At 72.2% G+C, this 15,598-nt stretch carries 18 protein-coding genes; 10 read left to right on the forward strand and 8 right to left on the reverse strand.

The window, feature by feature from the left end; genetic code table 11:
• The first annotated feature begins 77 nt into the window (after nucleotides 1-77).
• Nucleotides 78-1,148: a tyrosine-type recombinase/integrase gene (locus tag AB8735_RS12520; RefSeq protein ID WP_372407249.1), complete on the forward strand. Its 1,071-nt coding sequence runs from the start codon at nucleotides 78-80 to the stop codon at nucleotides 1,146-1,148.
• A 190-nt stretch (nucleotides 1,149-1,338) separates the two neighbouring features.
• Here the strand turns inward: AB8735_RS12520 and AB8735_RS12525 are convergent, their stop codons facing one another.
• The 3 genes from AB8735_RS12525 to AB8735_RS12535 form a co-directional block, all read right to left on the reverse strand.
• Complete coding sequence (locus AB8735_RS12525) at nucleotides 1,339-1,746, reverse strand: hypothetical protein (protein ID WP_372407251.1); 408 nt, start codon at nucleotides 1,744-1,746, stop codon at nucleotides 1,339-1,341.
• A 164-nt stretch (nucleotides 1,747-1,910) separates the two neighbouring features.
• Nucleotides 1,911-2,636: a hypothetical protein gene (locus tag AB8735_RS12530; RefSeq protein ID WP_372407252.1), complete on the reverse strand. Its 726-nt coding sequence runs from the start codon at nucleotides 2,634-2,636 to the stop codon at nucleotides 1,911-1,913.
• Nucleotides 2,637-2,823: 187 nt separating this feature from the next.
• The gene (locus AB8735_RS12535; RefSeq protein ID WP_344032568.1) at nucleotides 2,824-2,982 is read right to left on the reverse strand and encodes a hypothetical protein; all 159 of its coding nucleotides are present in this window, start codon (nucleotides 2,980-2,982) and stop codon (nucleotides 2,824-2,826) included.
• 317 nt (nucleotides 2,983-3,299) lie between these two features.
• On the opposite strand from AB8735_RS12535, the gene eda reads away from it, so the two are divergent.
• Together eda and AB8735_RS12545 are read left to right on the forward strand one after the other, a co-directional pair.
• The gene (eda, locus tag AB8735_RS12540) at nucleotides 3,300-3,950 is read left to right on the forward strand and encodes a bifunctional 4-hydroxy-2-oxoglutarate aldolase/2-dehydro-3-deoxy-phosphogluconate aldolase (RefSeq protein ID WP_344032566.1); all 651 of its coding nucleotides are present in this window, start codon (nucleotides 3,300-3,302) and stop codon (nucleotides 3,948-3,950) included.
• Between the two features lie 63 nt (nucleotides 3,951-4,013).
• Nucleotides 4,014-4,475 carry a hypothetical protein gene (locus AB8735_RS12545; protein ID WP_372407253.1) on the forward strand — a complete coding sequence of 154 codons (462 nt, stop codon included), beginning with the start codon at nucleotides 4,014-4,016 and terminating at the stop codon, nucleotides 4,473-4,475.
• A gap of 18 nt (nucleotides 4,476-4,493) precedes the next feature.
• Here AB8735_RS12545 and AB8735_RS12550 read toward each other — a convergent pair whose 3' ends face one another.
• The 4 genes from AB8735_RS12550 to AB8735_RS12565 form a co-directional block, all read right to left on the reverse strand.
• On the reverse strand, nucleotides 4,494-5,648 hold the full coding sequence (locus tag AB8735_RS12550; protein WP_372407255.1) for a bifunctional RNase H/acid phosphatase: 1,155 nt from the start codon (nucleotides 5,646-5,648) through the stop codon (nucleotides 4,494-4,496).
• Between the two features lie 5 nt (nucleotides 5,649-5,653).
• Nucleotides 5,654-6,397, reverse strand: a complete 744-nt coding sequence (locus AB8735_RS12555) for a C4-type zinc ribbon domain-containing protein (RefSeq protein ID WP_344032614.1) — start codon at nucleotides 6,395-6,397, stop codon at nucleotides 5,654-5,656.
• Nucleotides 6,398-6,407: 10 nt separating this feature from the next.
• Nucleotides 6,408-7,253 (reverse strand): Nif3-like dinuclear metal center hexameric protein, encoded by an 846-nt coding sequence (locus AB8735_RS12560; protein WP_344032559.1) that lies wholly within the window; start codon nucleotides 7,251-7,253, stop codon nucleotides 6,408-6,410.
• A gap of 72 nt (nucleotides 7,254-7,325) precedes the next feature.
• Nucleotides 7,326-8,378: an iron-siderophore ABC transporter substrate-binding protein gene (locus AB8735_RS12565; RefSeq protein WP_344032557.1), complete on the reverse strand. Its 1,053-nt coding sequence runs from the start codon at nucleotides 8,376-8,378 to the stop codon at nucleotides 7,326-7,328.
• 293 nt (nucleotides 8,379-8,671) lie between these two features.
• Between AB8735_RS12565 and AB8735_RS12570 the strand changes: the two genes are divergently transcribed.
• The gene (locus AB8735_RS12570; protein ID WP_372407258.1) at nucleotides 8,672-9,736 is read left to right on the forward strand and encodes a hypothetical protein; all 1,065 of its coding nucleotides are present in this window, start codon (nucleotides 8,672-8,674) and stop codon (nucleotides 9,734-9,736) included.
• Between the two features lie 231 nt (nucleotides 9,737-9,967).
• Nucleotides 9,968-10,123, forward strand: a complete 156-nt coding sequence (locus AB8735_RS12575; protein WP_344032553.1) for a hypothetical protein — start codon at nucleotides 9,968-9,970, stop codon at nucleotides 10,121-10,123.
• 25 nt (nucleotides 10,124-10,148) lie between these two features.
• On the opposite strand, the gene AB8735_RS12580 is transcribed toward AB8735_RS12575, so the two are convergent.
• On the reverse strand, nucleotides 10,149-11,018 hold the full coding sequence (locus tag AB8735_RS12580) for a MaoC/PaaZ C-terminal domain-containing protein (protein ID WP_372407259.1): 870 nt from the start codon (nucleotides 11,016-11,018) through the stop codon (nucleotides 10,149-10,151).
• A gap of 119 nt (nucleotides 11,019-11,137) precedes the next feature.
• On the opposite strand from AB8735_RS12580, the gene AB8735_RS12585 reads away from it, so the two are divergent.
• From AB8735_RS12585 to AB8735_RS12605, 5 genes are all read left to right on the forward strand, one after another.
• Nucleotides 11,138-12,298, forward strand: coding sequence for a sensor histidine kinase (locus tag AB8735_RS12585; protein WP_372407260.1), 1,161 nt, complete (start codon nucleotides 11,138-11,140; stop codon nucleotides 12,296-12,298).
• Nucleotides 12,295-12,900 carry a response regulator transcription factor gene (locus AB8735_RS12590; protein ID WP_344032549.1) on the forward strand — a complete coding sequence of 202 codons (606 nt, stop codon included), beginning with the start codon at nucleotides 12,295-12,297 and terminating at the stop codon, nucleotides 12,898-12,900. The genes AB8735_RS12585 and AB8735_RS12590 overlap by 4 nt, the downstream gene beginning before the upstream one ends.
• Before the next feature lie 74 nt (nucleotides 12,901-12,974).
• A complete protein-coding gene (locus AB8735_RS12595) occupies nucleotides 12,975-13,613 on the forward strand; it encodes a class I SAM-dependent methyltransferase (RefSeq protein ID WP_372407261.1) in 639 nt (212 codons plus the stop codon).
• Between the two features lie 43 nt (nucleotides 13,614-13,656).
• The gene (locus AB8735_RS12600; RefSeq protein WP_372411833.1) at nucleotides 13,657-14,553 is read left to right on the forward strand and encodes an N-acetylmuramoyl-L-alanine amidase; all 897 of its coding nucleotides are present in this window, start codon (nucleotides 13,657-13,659) and stop codon (nucleotides 14,551-14,553) included.
• A gap of 166 nt (nucleotides 14,554-14,719) precedes the next feature.
• Nucleotides 14,720-15,595, forward strand: a complete 876-nt coding sequence (locus tag AB8735_RS12605) for a DUF5336 domain-containing protein (protein WP_372407263.1) — start codon at nucleotides 14,720-14,722, stop codon at nucleotides 15,593-15,595.
• Nucleotides 15,596-15,598: the final 3 nt, after the last annotated feature.

Genomic DNA, 15,598 nt, shown 5'->3' on the forward strand with positions numbered 1-15,598 from the left:
GATGCGAATGCGAGCGGGTCGGCTGCACTCACGGCTGGACCGCCCGGGTTCGGGACGCCAACGGCGATCCCGCCGATATGACCTTCGACAAGAAGGCCGATGCCGAGGCGTACGAGGACAAGGTCAAAGGCGCCAAAGCCAAAGGCCAGGTAGTACGGCCTCGCCACCTGAAGACCACGTATAAGCAGTGGTCGGACGAGTGGCTGAAGATGAAGCGTAAGAAGAGCACACAGGACTCGTACCAGCGGAACACCCGGAATCACATAGTCCCGTACTTCGGCGGTACGCTCCTGCACCGAATAGAACCGATGGACGTTCAGCGGTGGATCTGGGCCTTGGAGGTCAAGGGTCTGGCACCCCGGACGGTCCACCTCATCTATAAGACATTCAGGGCATGCATCAATCGCGCGGTCAAGAAGCGCATCTTGGCCGTCTCGCCCTGCGTCGACGTCGAACTCCCCGAGGTCCAGCGGCGGCGGGTCGTGCCCGCCACCCTGGAGCAGGTTCTCGGCCTGTACGAGAACCTGCCCGAGCACTACCGCGCGATCGTCTTCGTAGGAGCTCTGAGCGGGCTCCGGCTCGGCGAGGCGCTGGGCCTCTGTCGGGACGCGATCGACTTCGACGGTGGGTTCCTGACCGTCAAGCGTCAGGTGATCTTGGAGGACTACCGGGCCGTACTGGTGGACTACACCAAGACGGCGGCGAGCTTCGGCCGCGAGACGCCGTTCCCGGACCTCGCGAAGGCCGTGACCCTCCGGCATATCAGGGAGCACGTCCCCGCGGGGAGGAACCTCCTGTTCGTCTCCTCAAGAGGCAACGTCATACGTCGTTCGGTGTTCTACAAAGCGTGGAACAAAGCCCGGAAGGCGGTCGGGCTGCCCGACGACTTCCGGTTCCACGATCTGAGACACACCTTCGTCTCGACGGCCCTCAAGGAGGGCGCCCCTCTCTCCGAGGTCAGTCTCTGGGTCGGCCACGCGAGCCAGGAGGAGACGGAGGGGACCTACAAGCACCAGGTGGCCGGCTCGGCTTCCGAGGGCCGCCGATTCCTCGACAACGTCTTCTCGATCACGAAAACGCACTTCGTTCCGCCGCCTCCCGTCGTCGAGGTCGAGGGCGACCAGGAGGACTACAAGGTGGCGGCGTGAGTGGCGATCCCCCGCCCGTGTGGCGATTGCGTGGCGATCAAGCCCCTTGTGTCGAAGAAACCGCAGGTCAGTGCCCATGAGTGCACTGTTCCCGGCGTACAGGCCGACTCGTCCGCCGGCCTACCGGCACGGAGCCCCTCGAACTGGCGGAACGCCAGGTCGGTGGGGCTTTTGTGCAAGCCGCGGCACCCTACTTGCCGGAGCTCCCGCCGTCCGCGGGCCCGCCCGGAAACGGCGTGATGAGACCTTTGTCGAGGAGCACATCCACCGCACTCCCGTGGCCTGCCGCGTAAAGCGCCGAGGGGATCTGGGCCTGTTGGGCCCGCACTTCGGACTTGACGGCCTCGCCGGTGGCCTCGCCCGTGCTCTTGCCGAAGTAGAAGCCGATGATCGTGGTCAGCAGCGGGGACACGAAGGCGAGCAGGGCCAGGACGCGGGTGTTCGGATCGTAGGCACCCCTGGCCTGAGGGGGCAGAGAACCCTTCGGGCCGACCGGCCCGGGTGGAGCGGTGGGGGCCGGATCCGCGAGGCGGGGCGGGGACTCGGCGGTCCGCACCCCGAAGTAGACGAGGGCGCCGAAGAGGACGACGAGCGCCACGACCAGGCCCCACCTCGTGAGGGTTGGGAGGGCGCTTCGCAAGGAGTCCATGTCACCGCCGGGGGGAGAGCGCTGCACCTCACCGGCATTCCACAGCACAGTGCGGGCCTCTGCCCGAGGTGATGGGCCGATCGCGTGACCGGGGACCGCGGCTGCGGTCTCTCTCAGGCGTCGCCCTGTTCGGCCCGGCCGAGGAGCAGCAGGCTGCGTCGGAGGTCCTCCACGGCCGTCTTCGGGTCCGGCACCGCGCCGGCACGCTGCAGCCGTTCCCGCGCCCGGTGCATCTGCTCCAGCTCCTGCTTGACGGCGGCGAGCTCGCGGCGGGCGTCGTTCAGCTGGTCCAGCGCCTCCACGAGCCGTCGGCGGGCGTCGAGCAGCTGGTCCTGAAGTTCGGCCGATTCCACGGCGGTGTAGTGGTTGTTGGTGATGTGCACCGAGCCGTTGAAGGTCGCGTTCTGGATGTCGAACCTCCGGCTGCCGTCAAGGGCCTCCGCTTCCATGGCGGTCGGGCTCCCCTCCCCGTCCTCGGCGCTTCCTCCGGCGGTGGTCGTGGACGTCCGTCGCGCCTCGCCCCAGAGGCGCCGGGCGTGGGCCAGGGCCAGCGTGCGGCCCGGTGCGTCCGCCGTCGTGAGGTCTGCGACCGCTTCCACGAAGGCCCAGTCGTTCTCCAGCCCCGCGCCCGACAGCCTGCGGGCGATCGTCGACCGGCTGGGCACCTGGCCGGTGGGGAAGTATTCGGGGACGAGCCGGGCGTAGAGACCGTTGAGGGACATGCCGGCCGCGTCCAGCCAGTCGCGAAGCAGCCGTGCCAGGTCGTTCGTCGCGGTCGAGTCGCCCTGTAAGGCCCCCCAGGGGCGGCCACGGCGCCCCGCGCGCTGCGTCTCGACCATGCCCCCTCCGATTCCATGAGACAAAGACCAATGTCTCACGTTCGATACCCCGGTCCCGCCGATGTCCAACACCATCTCAGGACGGAAGAACTTTTGATGACGTGGGCGGTCGGCAGGCATAGCGTGGGTTTCTACGACACGAACCCGCCCCCAGGGGTCAACTGATGGGCGGGCCGCCGTGCTTGTGTCACCGCTCAGGGGGATCGTCACCGAGATCGACGTCGATCCCCTTGAAGCGGATGTACCACTTCAGGAGTTCGCGTGTCCCTCTGATCGCCAGCCTTCCCCCGGGGGAGGCCAGCCACCTGTCGGCGCCCTCGTAGGCCGCACGCAGGTGCTTTCCCACATCGCGGATCCTGGACCTGCGTATGCCGCCGGGTGGCGACGCCCGCTCGTCCAATCAACCCTCCCTGGTGGTGCGTTCGGCCCCGTCAGAGGCCGCGGGCCCCGGAGTGGAACCCGGCCGAGTGGGGAGGGGTTCTGCTGTCGAAAGCGTAGCGACTCGTCTCTCAATTGTCTCGTGGACAAAGGGAGTTGGGGTGGTTGTTGCTACGTTTGACTCCTGGGGCCTGTGCTTCGCGAGTCGGCGGTGGCCCGGCATACCCCGTTGCAGGATGCGCAACAGCCGTTGCCCGCTCCGCTCTCCCCCGGCACCATGCCCCCGTGACCGACATCCTCGACCTCGCCCCCGTCCTCCCCGTCGTCGTGCTGCACGACGCCGCCGACGCCGTGCCGTTGACGCGGGCGCTGGTCGCGGGAGGGCTGCGGGCGGTGGAGATCACGCTGCGGACGCACGGGGCGCTGGAGGCGATCGCCGAGGTGGCGGCCGAGGTGCCGGAGGCGGTGGTGGGGGCCGGGACGGTGCTGCGGCCCGCGCAGGTCGAGGCGGCGATCGGGGCCGGGGCGGGGTTCCTGGTGAGCCCGGGGTGGACGGTGCGGCTGCTGGACGCGATGCGCGCGTCCGGGGTGCCGTTCCTGCCCGGGGTCTCGACCGCCTCGGAGGTGATGACGCTGCTGGAACTGGGCGTGCGGGAGATGAAGTTCTTCCCGGCCGAGGCGGCCGGCGGGGCCGCGTACCTCCGGTCCCTCGCCGCGCCGCTGCCCACGGCCCGGTTCTGCCCCACCGGGGGGATAGGCGAGGAGTCCGCGCGGACGTATCTGGCGCTGCCCAATGTCGGCTGCGTCGGCGGCACCTGGATGCTGCCGCCGGACGCGGTGCGCGGCCGCGACTGGGCGCGGGTGGAGCGACTGGCCCGGGCCGCGTCCCGGCTGCGTCAACACGGCGGTGACACAGGTGATCCGGGCGGTGCATGAGGTCAACACGGCAGTGACGCCTGGGTGATCACCGGCGCCCGGCGGCGATAACCTGCCCCCGCCATGAACGAATTCGCTGACGAGGCACGTTCACGTGTCGCACATCTGCTCCGGATGGCCAACACCACGGACGAACAGGTGCGGGCACGGCTCATCGAGTACGCCGACGCCACCCCGGAACCGCCGATCATGGACCGGGCCGGGATCGTCACCACGGGGTGCCCCCGCTGCCGCGGCACGGCGTGGAGACGCCAGGACACCGAGGGTCCCGTCTGGGTGTGCGGATCGTGCGGTCACGTGGAGGGCGTGACGGTGGAGTGCCCGCACTGCGCGGTCGCGATGGAGCCGCCGCCGCCCGGCGCCCCGGACCTCTGGAGCTGCCCCGGCTGCCCGCGGACGGCGGCCACCGGCGAGAGCGCGCAGGACATCGAGGAGCGGGAGCGCCGGCGGCTGCGGGCGGGCGCGGGCTGTCTGCTGGGCAGGACGGTCGTCGGGACGGCGGTGATGGGCCGGCGGACGGACTGACGCCGGCCCGTCACCGCGTCAGCGCAGGTGCGACGTGTCGTTCAGCAGCCGCAGCGACGCGTTGCCGTCCGCGTAGTACGCCACCGCCGACAGCGAGGCGGCCGACAGCTCCATGCGGAACAGCGCCTCGGGCGGGGCTCCCAGGGCCAGCCGGACCAGGGTCTTGATCGGCGTCACATGGGTCACCAGCAGCACCGTGCGTCCCGCATAGCGGGCGAGGAGCTTGTCGCGGGAGAGGGCGACGCGCCGGGCGACGGCCGCGAAGCTCTCGCCGCCGCCGGTGGGGGCGGCCTTGGTGGAGCCGAGCCAGGCGTCGAGGTCGTCCGGGTACCGCTCGCGGACCTCGGCGAAGGTCAGCCCCTCCCAGGCGCCGAAGTCGGCCTCGCGCAGCCCCTCGTCGACGCGCACCTCGACGCCGAGCCGGGCGGCGACGGCCTCGGCCGTCTCGCGGCAGCGGCGCAGCGGGGAGCTGACGACGGCCTGGATGGTGCCGCGCGCGGCGAGCGCGGCGGCGACGGCGTCGGCCTGGCGGCGGCCGGCGGGCGAGAGCTCGGGGTCGGAACCGCCGCTGCCGGAGAAGCGCTTCTGCGGGGTGAGCGCGGTCTCGCCGTGGCGCAGCAGGACGAAGGTGGTGGGCGTGCCGAGGTCGGCGGGGGCGGCCCAGCCGACGGGGGCGGCCTTGGGCTCGGCGAGCGGTTCCTCGACGGGGGCCGGGACGGCGGCGAGGTCCGCGGAGGACTGCGAGGGCTCCCAGCGCTTGCCCTGCTTGCCGAGGTCCATGGCCTCGTTGGCGAGCCGGTCGGCGTGCTTGTTCTTCTCGCGGGGGATCCACCGGTAGGCGACCCGCCCGGCGGGGAAGACCCGCTTGGCCTCGGCGGCCAGCGGCTTCATGTCCGGGTGCTTGATCTTCCAGCGGCCGGACATCTGCTCGACGACGAGCTTGGAGTCCATGCGGACCTGGATCTCGGCGTCCGGGTCGATGGCCAGGGCGGCCTGGAGCCCGGCGATGAGCCCGCGGTACTCGGCGACGTTGTTGGTCGCGGTGCCGATGTACTCGGCGGCCTCGGCGAGAGTCTCGCCGGTGGCCGCGTCGAGGACGACGGCGCCGTAGCCGGCGGGGCCCGGGTTGCCCCGGGAGCCTCCGTCGGCCTCGACGACGAAGCGGTTGGGCATCGGGCCTACAGCCCCGATTCGGGCGTACGGACCAGGATGCGGCTGCAGTTCTCGCAGCGGACGACGGTGTCGGCGGCGGCCGCGCGCACCTCGTTGAGCTCGGTGATGTCGAGCTCCAGGCGGCAGCCCTCGCAGCGGCGCTGGTAGAGGCGGGCCGCGCCGACGCCGCCCTGCTTCTCGCGCAGCCTGTCGTAGAGCTTGAGCAGGTCGGCCGGGACGGAGCGGGCGACGAGCTCGCGCTCCTTGGTGACGGTGGCGGCCTCGGCGTCGATCTCCGCGAGGGCGGCGTCGCGGCGGGCGACGGCGGCGTCGACCTTGGCCCGGACGGCCTCGACGCGGCCGGTCAGCTCGGTGACGCGCTCGGCGGCGGACTCGCGGCGCTCCATGATCTCCAGGACCACGTCCTCCAGGTCGCCCTGGCGCTTGGCGAGGGAGGCGACCTCGTGCTGGAGGTTCTCCAGGTCCTTCGGGCTCATGCCGGCGCCGGAGTCCAGACGCTGTTGGTCGCGGGCGGCGCGCTGGCGGACCTGGTCGACGTCCTGCTCGGCCTTGGTCTGCTCACGGGAGGTGTCGCTCTCCTCGGTCTGCGCGGCGACGAGGAGGTCGCGGTGCTGGGCGAAGTCGCCCTCGAGGGACTGGATCTCGGCGTGCTCGGGCAGGCTCTTCCGCTTGTGGGCGAGCTGGCCGAGGCGGGTGTCGAGGGCCTGCAGATCGAGGAGGCGGATCTGGTCGGCGGGCGCGGCGTTCAGTTGGGGGCTCCTAGGAGTGGTGATCGGTGACGGGGGCGGCCGCGTGGGCGGTCCAGGGGTCGGTGACGAGGCGCGAGACGTGCGTGCGCAGGCCCCAGCCGTGCCGGTCGGAGATCTCGTCGAGCTGGGCGGCGGCCTGCTCGCACCAGGGCCACTCGGTGGCCCAGTGGGCCGCGTCGACCAGGGCGAGCGGGCTCCGCAGCCGGGCCTCGGAGGCGGGGTGGTGGCGCAGGTCGGCGGTGACGTAGGCGTCCACGCCCGCGGCCCGCACCTGGTCGAAGAGGGAGTCGCCGGAACCGCCGCAGACGGCGACGGTGCGGACGACCTGCTGCGGGTCGCCGGCGACGCGGATGCCCTGGGCGGTGGCGGGCAGCCGCTTGGCGCACAGCTCGCCGAACTCGGCGAGGGTCAGCGGGGTGACCGGCTCGCAGATGCGGCCGAGCCCGCGGCGGCCCGTCGGGTCGGTGGCGTCGGGCACCAGGGGGCCGATGACGCGCAGGTCCAGGGCGCCGGCGAGGGCGTCGGAGACACCGGGGTCGGCGCGGTCGGCGTTGGTGTGCGCGACGTGCAGCGCGATGTCGTTCTTGATCAGGGTGTGCACGGAACGGCCCTTGAAGGTGCCGGCCGAGACCGTCGTGGTGCCGCGCAGGTAGAGCGGGTGGTGGGCGACGACCAGGTCGGCGCCGAGCTCCACGGCCTCGTCGACGACCGCCTGGACGGGGTCGACGGCGAACAGGACCCGGGTGACGGAGGCGTCGGGGTCGCCGCAGACCGTGCCGACGGCGTCCCACTGCTCGGCCCGCTCCGGGGGCCACAGGGCGTCGAGGGCGGCGATGACTTCAGACAGTACGGGCACGGGGAAAGGCTACCTGCCTTCCCGTGCCCGTACGCCGCCGCTCGGAGAGCCCTACTTCTTGACCAGGCTGTACTACTTCTTCACAAGAAAGGCCCGGAGGTCGTCGAGGACGCTGTTCGCGGCCGTGACGCCCAGGCCCAGGTACCAGGTCTCGTCCTTGACGTTCTCGGCCCGGCCCTCCTTGACGGCCTTGAGGTTCTTCCACAGCGGGTTGTCCTCGGCCGCGGCGCGCTTGGTCTTGTCCGGGTTCCCGTAGACGCCGGTGAAGATCCAGTCGGCGTCGGCCTGGTCGATCTTCTCCGGGCCGATCTGCACGGCGAGGTCGTCCGCCTGCTGGTTCTTCGGGCGCGGCAGGCCGACGTCCTTGAGGACGGTGCCGATGAACGACTTCTGCGCGTACAGGCGGGTGAACTGCGGCATGTAGCGCAGCATCGTGATGGTCGGCTTCTTGTCGCCGAGGTCCTCGCCCAGCTTCTTCGCCTTGGCCTCGTAGTCCGCGAGGTTCTTCTTCGCCTTTGCGGTCTCGTCGAGGGCGGCGGCGTTGAGGAGGTAGTTCTCCTTCCAGGTGAAGCCGGGGCGGACGGAGAAGACGGTGGGGGCGATCTTCGACAGGTTCTTGTAGTGCTTCTCCGCGCGGAGCTTGCTGCCGAGGATCAGGTCGGGGTGGAGGTTGTTGATGGCCTCCAGGTTGAGCCCGTTGATGGTGCCGACGCTCTTGGGGTCGCCGGCGTCCTTCTTGAGGTAGCCGGGGATCTCGGCGTCGCCCTCGGAGGGGGCGTAGCCGACGGGCTTGATGCCGAGGGAGACGACGTTGTCGAGCTCGCCGACGTCGAGGACGACGACGCGCTTCGGCTTGGTCTTGATCTCGGTCTTGCCGAGGGCGTGGGTGACGGTCCGCGGGAACTGGCCCGGGGCCGCGTCCGTACCCATGTTCTTGGTCTGTTCGCCCGCCTTGCCGAAGTCCTTGCCGCCCTGGGCGACGGACTTGGAGCCCGCGCCGCCGTCCTTGCCCTTGTCGGAGGTCTCCGCGTCGCAGGCCGTCATGGCCAGGGCGGCGGAGAGCGCGAGGGCCGCGGCGGCCGTGCCGCGGCGGCGGAGCGATCGGCGCGATCGGCGGAGTGACATGGGCGTTCTCCCTCGGCGATGGGGACGGTGCGAGGGGCCGCACCGCCTACTTAGGTTCGCCTTACCCTAAACCACTTAGGGCCGCCTTACCCCAAAGGGGGCGGAATGTACCAAGCACACCCGCCACCCCGCCCTCCGGTGAATCGGAGAACCTCCACCCGTACGCGTGAACCAACCTCACTCGCAGGGTGCGGTTTAGCGCCCTAAAACTACGTTCTGTGCCGGAGGTGACGTTTCTCATGACGGTCTGTGCCCCCCAGAGCACCCCCGAGACCACTCCCCGACGTGCGCCGATGGACTCACGCCGGCCGTCCTTCACGATCACGGCCGACGGTTCGTACGCGGCCTGGCTGGCGCTCAGCCGCGCCACCGGCGGCTGGTTCCCCGAGCGCTGGACCCTCGGCGGCCCCGAGCCGTACGCGGTCCCGCTGCCGGGCAGCCAGCCCGAGGAGCCCGACAGCGAGGTGCTCCCGCTCGCCGACGGAAGGGTGCTCATCCGACGCCGCGTCGCCGAACGGTACGCGCTGTCGCTGCTCTACCCGACCGGGCCGGGCACGGGCGAGCTGCCGCTCGGCGCGATCGAGTGCCCCTACCTGTCGCTGCTCCCGCCCGCCCCCGACGGCGCCTCGGCCTACGCACTGGTGCACGGCGACCGCACGACCACGCTGTGGCGCGTGCACGGCACCACCGCCGGGCCCGAACTGCTCGCCCGGGTCAACGGCCGCTGCTCCGGCGGCGCCTGGCTGGACCGCGAGGGCCGGCTGCTCGCCCTCGACCGGGAGCTGGAGGGCATCACCAAGACCGTCGTCGTGGACCTGGGGCGGTGCGGCGAGACCAGCCCGCTGCTCCAGATCACCGACCGCAGCAACGACCGCCTCGTCCTCGCCGACCCGGACAGCGGCCTGCTCCTCGTCCGCTCCGACGCCCCCGGCCAGGAGCGCCTCGGCTGGGGCGTGCTGGGCTCCTCGCGCCCGGTGCGCTTCCCCGAGTGCCTGCGCCAGCAGGGCGCGGCGGTGACGCCGTTCGCCGCGCAGCCCGGGCAGACGCTGTCGCCCGAGGGGTGCGCGGTGGCCTTCCGGGTGGACCGCGAGTCGGGGACGTCGGTGGGCGTGTGGCGGCCCGCCGAGCGGCAGTTGCGGCAGTTCCCGGGTCCGCAGGGCTGGGTCGCCGGGGCCGGGCTGTGGACGGCCTGCGGGGAGCTGCGGCTGCCGTACGCGACGCCGCACGTCTCCTGCGGACTGGCCCGGGTGCGGATGCCCGACCCGGAGGAGGAGCAGGAGCCGGAGCCCCTGCCGGTGACGCCCCGGCCGGTGCCTCTGCAACAGGCGCCGCACGCCCGCCCTTCCCGTATGACGTAAGGACGGTGGAGCAAGGACAGGGCCCCGGTCCCGCCCCGGACCGGGGTGGCCCCCGCGATCAAGGTCCCGTTAGACTTCGGCGCGGGGGTTTTGCGCAGCTGTGTCCTGTGAACGGTCCTGCGCGGAGCGTGTGTTGACGGACACCCGGGCGTACCGCCCAGGCGTGTTGACAAACACCGCGGCCCCCGCGCGCACAGCACGCAATCCCCATCCCACGGAGTGACTCCCCACATGTCCGAAGCCCGAACCGACACGACCGAGGCGCGCCCCCTGGAGGCGTCCGCCCGGGCCGCAGCCGCCGGGGCCGGCAGGCACCGCGGTCCGGCGTCGTCCGACGAATCGCACACCACCACCCAGGGCAAGCACCGCCGCGTCGAGGCGAGCTGACGCAGCCTCCTCGGGCGCGGCCCTCTCAGGCGTGTTCGACGACGGTGTCGTCGAGCACGCCTGTGTCGTTCCGCTCGACGGCCGTCACCGCCACCCGGATCCGGCCCGGCCCCGGCTCGTCCCGCCACATCCGCACGCGCAGCGTCTCGCCGGGGAAGACCACGCCGGAGAAGCGCGTGGAGTACGAGCGCACCCGCGCGGGGTCCCCGTCCAGCAGCGTGTCGACGACGGCCTTGAGCGCCATGCCGTAGGTGCACAGCCCGTGCAGGATCGGCCGGTCGAAACCGGCCCGGGCGGCGAACGCCGGGTCGGCGTGCAGCGGGTTCCAGTCGCCGGACAGCCGGTAGAGCAGCGCCTGTTCCTCGCGGACGGGCCGCTCGACGATCACATCCGGCGCGCGGCCGGGCGGCGCCGGACGCTCGCCGCCGCCTCCGCGCTCGCCCCCGAACCCGCCCTCCCCGCGCACGAAGAGCCTCGACTCCCCGCTCCACAACGGCCCCTCGGCGTCGGCGACATCGGTGCGCAGCACGATCACGGCCGCCTTGCCCTTGTCGAGGACGGCGGCGATGCGGGACGTCTGGGCGGCCCCCTCCCCGCGGACCGGGATCGGCCGGTGCAGGGTGAGCGACTGCCCGCCGTGCAGGACGGCCGAGAGGTCGATGTCGATGCCGGGCGTGACCGGCCAGTCCGCCGCGATCATGCCGCCGCCGGCGACGGTGGCGAAGCTCGGCAGGACGCGGAGCCGGTCCTCCAGCACATAGCGGAGCTCGGCCGGGTCCGTGGCCGGGACGCCCGCGCCGACGCCCAGGTGGTAGAGGAGGACGTCCTTGTGGTCCCAGGAGAGCGGGACGGTCCGCGGCTCGGCGGCCAGGGCCTTGGCTGCGTCGATGGGCATGGAGCCCTGTATAACCGCTCCCGCGCGGCGCGGGAAGAACAGCGGAGGACAAATGTCACAGCAACTGGTGGACTTTTGCGTCTGCCCAGGTCAGGGCGGTGTTCCTTAGAGTTCGCAGCATGAGGAGCACCGCTGACGAGATCGAGCGGATGAAGCTGCCCCGCAAAGAGGCCTTCGTCCCGTGGCTGTTCGCCATCACCGGCGACACCGTCCACATGCTCCGGGGCGACATGCCCCTGCCCTGGCTCGCCGGCCTGGGCGAGCTGGCCTTCGCCGCGCTCTACGTCACGGCCGTCTTCACCGCCCTCGACGAGCGCCGACGGCGCACCCGCGTGCCGCTCGCGGCACTGGCCGGGCTCGTCGTCGTCACCTTCGCGCTCAACATCGGCTACCTCGACCACTGGCAGATGTGCTTCCCGCTGCTGTCCATCGCCACCGGCATCGTGCTGCGCGACCGCGGCCGGGCGATGGGCGCCGCGCTCGGCACGCTCGGCCTCACCTCCGGATCCCTATGGCTCCTGCGGCCCGAGGACGCCAGCACCGGCAGCGTCGTCGCCGTCGCCTGGGGCACCGCGCTGGGCGGGCTGGTCGCCGCGGCCGTCCTCAACCTCCACGAGGCGGTCACCAGGCTGCGCGACACCCGCGAGCAGCTCGCCCACGCCGCCGTCGAGCGCGAGCGGCTCCGCTTCTCGCGCGACCTGCACGACCTGCTCGGCCACACCCTGTCCGTGATCGTGGTCAAGGCGGAGGCGGTACGCCGCCTCGGCCCCAAGAACCTGGAGGCCGCGCTCGGCCAGGCCGCCGACATCGAGGCGGTCGGCCGCCAGGCGCTCACCGAGATCCGCGAGGCGGTCACCGGCTACCGCGAGGGCAGCCTCACCACCGAGCTGGACAACGCCCGTTCGCTGCTGGACGCCTCCGGCATCACCGCCGAGATCCGCCAGTCCGGCCCGCCACTGCCGCCGCAGACCGGCGCCCTGCTCGGCTGGGTCGTCCGTGAGGGCGTCACCAACGTCGTACGGCACAGCGGGGCTTCGCGCTGCGAGATCGAGGTGCGCGGCGAACCGGACCGCGTCCACCTGGAGATCGCCGACAACGGGCGCGGCGTAGGCTCGCCCGGTGGGAGCGGAAACGGAAACGGGGACGGGAACGGGCTGAAGGGGCTGACGGAACGCCTCGCCGCCGCCGGCGGATCCCTGACCTCCGGCCCCGACGGACGACGGGGGTTCCGGCTAGTGGCGGAACTCCCCGTGGACAACGAGGAGGAACGAGCCGCGTGATCAGGACACTGCTGGCCGAGGACCAGGGGATGATGCGGGGCGCGCTCGCCCTCCTGCTCGGCCTGGAGGACGACATCGAGGTCGTCGCCCAGGTCGGCGACGGGGACGCGATCGTCCCCACGGCGCTGGACGTCCGCCCCGACATCGCCCTCCTCGACATCGAACTCCCCGGCCGCAGCGGCCTGGACGCGGCGGCCGAACTGCGCACCGCGCTCCCCTCCTGCCGCGTCCTGATCCTGACCACCTTCGGCCGCCCCGGCTATCTGCGCCGCGCGATGGAGGCGGGCGCGTCCGGCTTCCTCGTCAAGGACGGCCCCGTCGAGGACCTCGCCGCGGCCATCCGCCGGGTGCTGGCCGGCGAACGCGTCATCGACCCGGCGCTCGCCGCCGCCGCCCTGAGCGCGGGCCCGAACCCGCTGACCCAGCGGGAACGGGACGTCCTGACGGCGGCGGTGGACGGGGCGACGGTGACCGACATCGCGGCGCGGGTGCATCTGTCCCCCGCGACGGTGCGCAATTACCTCTCGGCCGCGATCGGCAAGACGGGGACGCGCAATCGCATGGAGGCGGTGCGGGCGGCGCGCCAGAACGGCTGGCTGTGAGGGGATTTGGCCCCGGCCCCTCCCCCGGAGGGGCCAAGATCCCTCCGCCCCGGCCCCCATGGCAGCATGACCCCATGTCCCCGAGCCCCACCACCCTCGCCGCCTTCGAAGAAGCCAAGGGCTTCATGCCCCTGGACGAGGGCCTCGCCCTGCACCGTGCGGCGGAAACCGCGGCCGCCCTCGGCCTCCCGCTCCTCGAAGTCGGCACCTACTGCGGCCGTTCCACGCTCCTCCTCGCCGACGTGGCCCGTGCCGCCGGGACGACCGTCGTCACCGTCGACCACCACCGGGGCAGCGAGGAGCAGCAGCCCGGCTGGGAGTACCACGACACCTCCCTCGTCGACCCCGAGGTCGGGCGGATGGACACCCTGCCGACGTTCCGGCGCACGCTGCACAGAGCCGGGCTTGAGGAGCACGTCGTCGCGGTCGTGGGGCGCTCCCCGCAGATCGCCGCCCTGTGGCGGACGCCGCTGGGGCTGGTGTTCATCGACGGCGGGCACACCGACGAGCACGCGACCGCCGACTACGAGGGCTGGGCCCCGCACCTCGCCCCCGGCGGGCTGCTCGTCATCCACGACGTGTTCCCGGACCCGGCGGACGGCGGGCAGGCCCCGTACCGCATCTACCGGCGTGCCCTGGAATCGGGCGAGTTCAGCGAGGTCTCCGTCACGCGTTCCCTGCGCGTACTGCGCCGGGGCGAGGCGCGGCGCTAGCATCGCCCGGGTGTCTTACGGCAGTCATTCCCGCCCCCGCGTCCTGGCGGCGGCGCTCGTCACGCTGACGGCGCTGGCCGCCCTCACCGGCTGCGACGACAAGGACGTCGCCGGCCCGGCCGCCGAGGGCAGGGCGACCAGGCCGCCGCAGACGTCCGCCCCCACGGCGACGCGCGCACCGTCACCGTCCGCCCCGATGAAGCCGTCCGCCCCGGCGAAACCTTCCGTCCAGGCGAAACAGCAACAACCACCTGCACCCGACGGGTCCCTGCGCGGCAAAACCGTCGTCATCGACCCCGGGCACAACATCCGCAACCAGGACCACTCCACCGAGATCAACCGTTCCGTGGACATCGGTACGGGCCGCAAGGAGTGCGACACCACCGGTACCTCCACCAACTCCGGTTACGCGGAGGCCGAGTTCAGCCTGGACGTCGCCCACCGCATCCGGGACATCCTCACGGCGCAGGGCGCCACGGTCACCCTCACCCACGACGGCGACCGGCCCTACGGGCCCTGTGTGGACGAGCGGGCCGCGATCGGCAATCAAGCCCACGCCGACGCCGCCCTGTCGGTGCACGCGGACGGCGCGGCCGAGGGGCAGCGCGGCTTCCATGTGATCCTGCCCGCGAAGGTCAAGGGCGGGCGCGCGGACACCGCGCCGATCGTCGGCCCGTCCAAGGAGCTCGGCGAGCGCGTCGCCGGGAACTTCGTCCAGTCGACCGGGAGCGCTCCGTCCAACTACATCGGCCACGGCACCGGACTGGACGTCCGCGGCGACCTCGGCGGCCTCAACCTCTCCACCGTTCCCAAGGTGTTCGTCGAGTGCGGCAACATGCGCGACGCACAGGACGCCGCCCACCTCACCGACCCCGCATGGCGCGACAAGGCGGCGCAGGGGATCGCCCGGGGCATCGCCGACTTCGTCCGGGGCAGGTGACTCCGAATAACGCCAGGCCACGGGCGTGTCACGAGGACGAAACGATGAGGCGCCCGGGACGGAGGGACGATAGGTTCCCCCGTACCATGGGGGGCCGCGTTCGTCCGACGCCCCTCCACGTCTCGTGACAGCGAACGAAAACGACGGCACTGACAAAGGATTTCAGGTGAACATCCGCTCCCTCACTAGAGGCGACGGCGTGGTGATCGGAGCAGCGGTGTTGCTGTTCATCGCCTCGTTCCTCGACTATTACTCCGTCGACTGCAGCGGGCCGCTCTGCGACAGGTTGGACATGCCCAACCTCTGGTCGGGCAAGGTTTTCCCGGCACTGCCGTCGATCGTGCTCGCGGGTCTGATCGCCGCAGCCCTGATCGTCGCCTCCCGCTTCCAGCCCGAGGGCCGCAAGGCGCTCGGGCTCACGCTGGAGCAGTGGGGCACCGCCCTCGCGGTCTTCGCGACCTGGACCGTGCTGTGGACGATGTTCGACGGCCCTGTGGAGCACGGCAACGACAAGATCGGCGTCGGCATCGGCCGCATCCTCGCCTTCATCGCCACCCTGCTGATCGCCGCGACCGCCCTGTTCGCCGCGCGCATCCCGGCGCTGAAGGCCCCGCTGATGGGCGCCCCGCGCCCGCAGGTCCCGCAGCCCTACGGCACCGGTGCCCACCCGGGCTACGGCTACCCGGGCCCGGGCGGCCCCGGCGCCTCGTACGGCGGCCAGCCGGGACAGCCGGGCCAGGGCCAGCCCTACGGCGGCGCCCCGCAGCCCGACCCGGCGGCCGGCGCCCCGGCGCCGACGCCTTCCCCGGCCCAGGCCCAGGCCCCCGCTCCGGCCCCGGCGGCCGACTTCGCCCCCTTCTGGTTCGCGGTCCCGGTCAGCCGGCCGCTGTTCCCGGAGGACGGCTCCCCGACGCCGATCGCCGAGCTGGCGCCCGGCACCTGGTACCTCGCGGTGGACCAGCGCGGTCAGGCGCTCGTCGCCCAGACCCAGGACGGCCGCCGCGGCGTCCTCCAGGACACCTCGGGCATCCAGCGCGGCTGATGT

The sequence above is a fragment of the Streptomyces luteireticuli genome (assembly GCF_041519305.1).
In the GTDB taxonomy this organism is placed as follows: domain Bacteria; phylum Actinomycetota; class Actinomycetes; order Streptomycetales; family Streptomycetaceae; genus Streptomyces; species Streptomyces luteireticuli.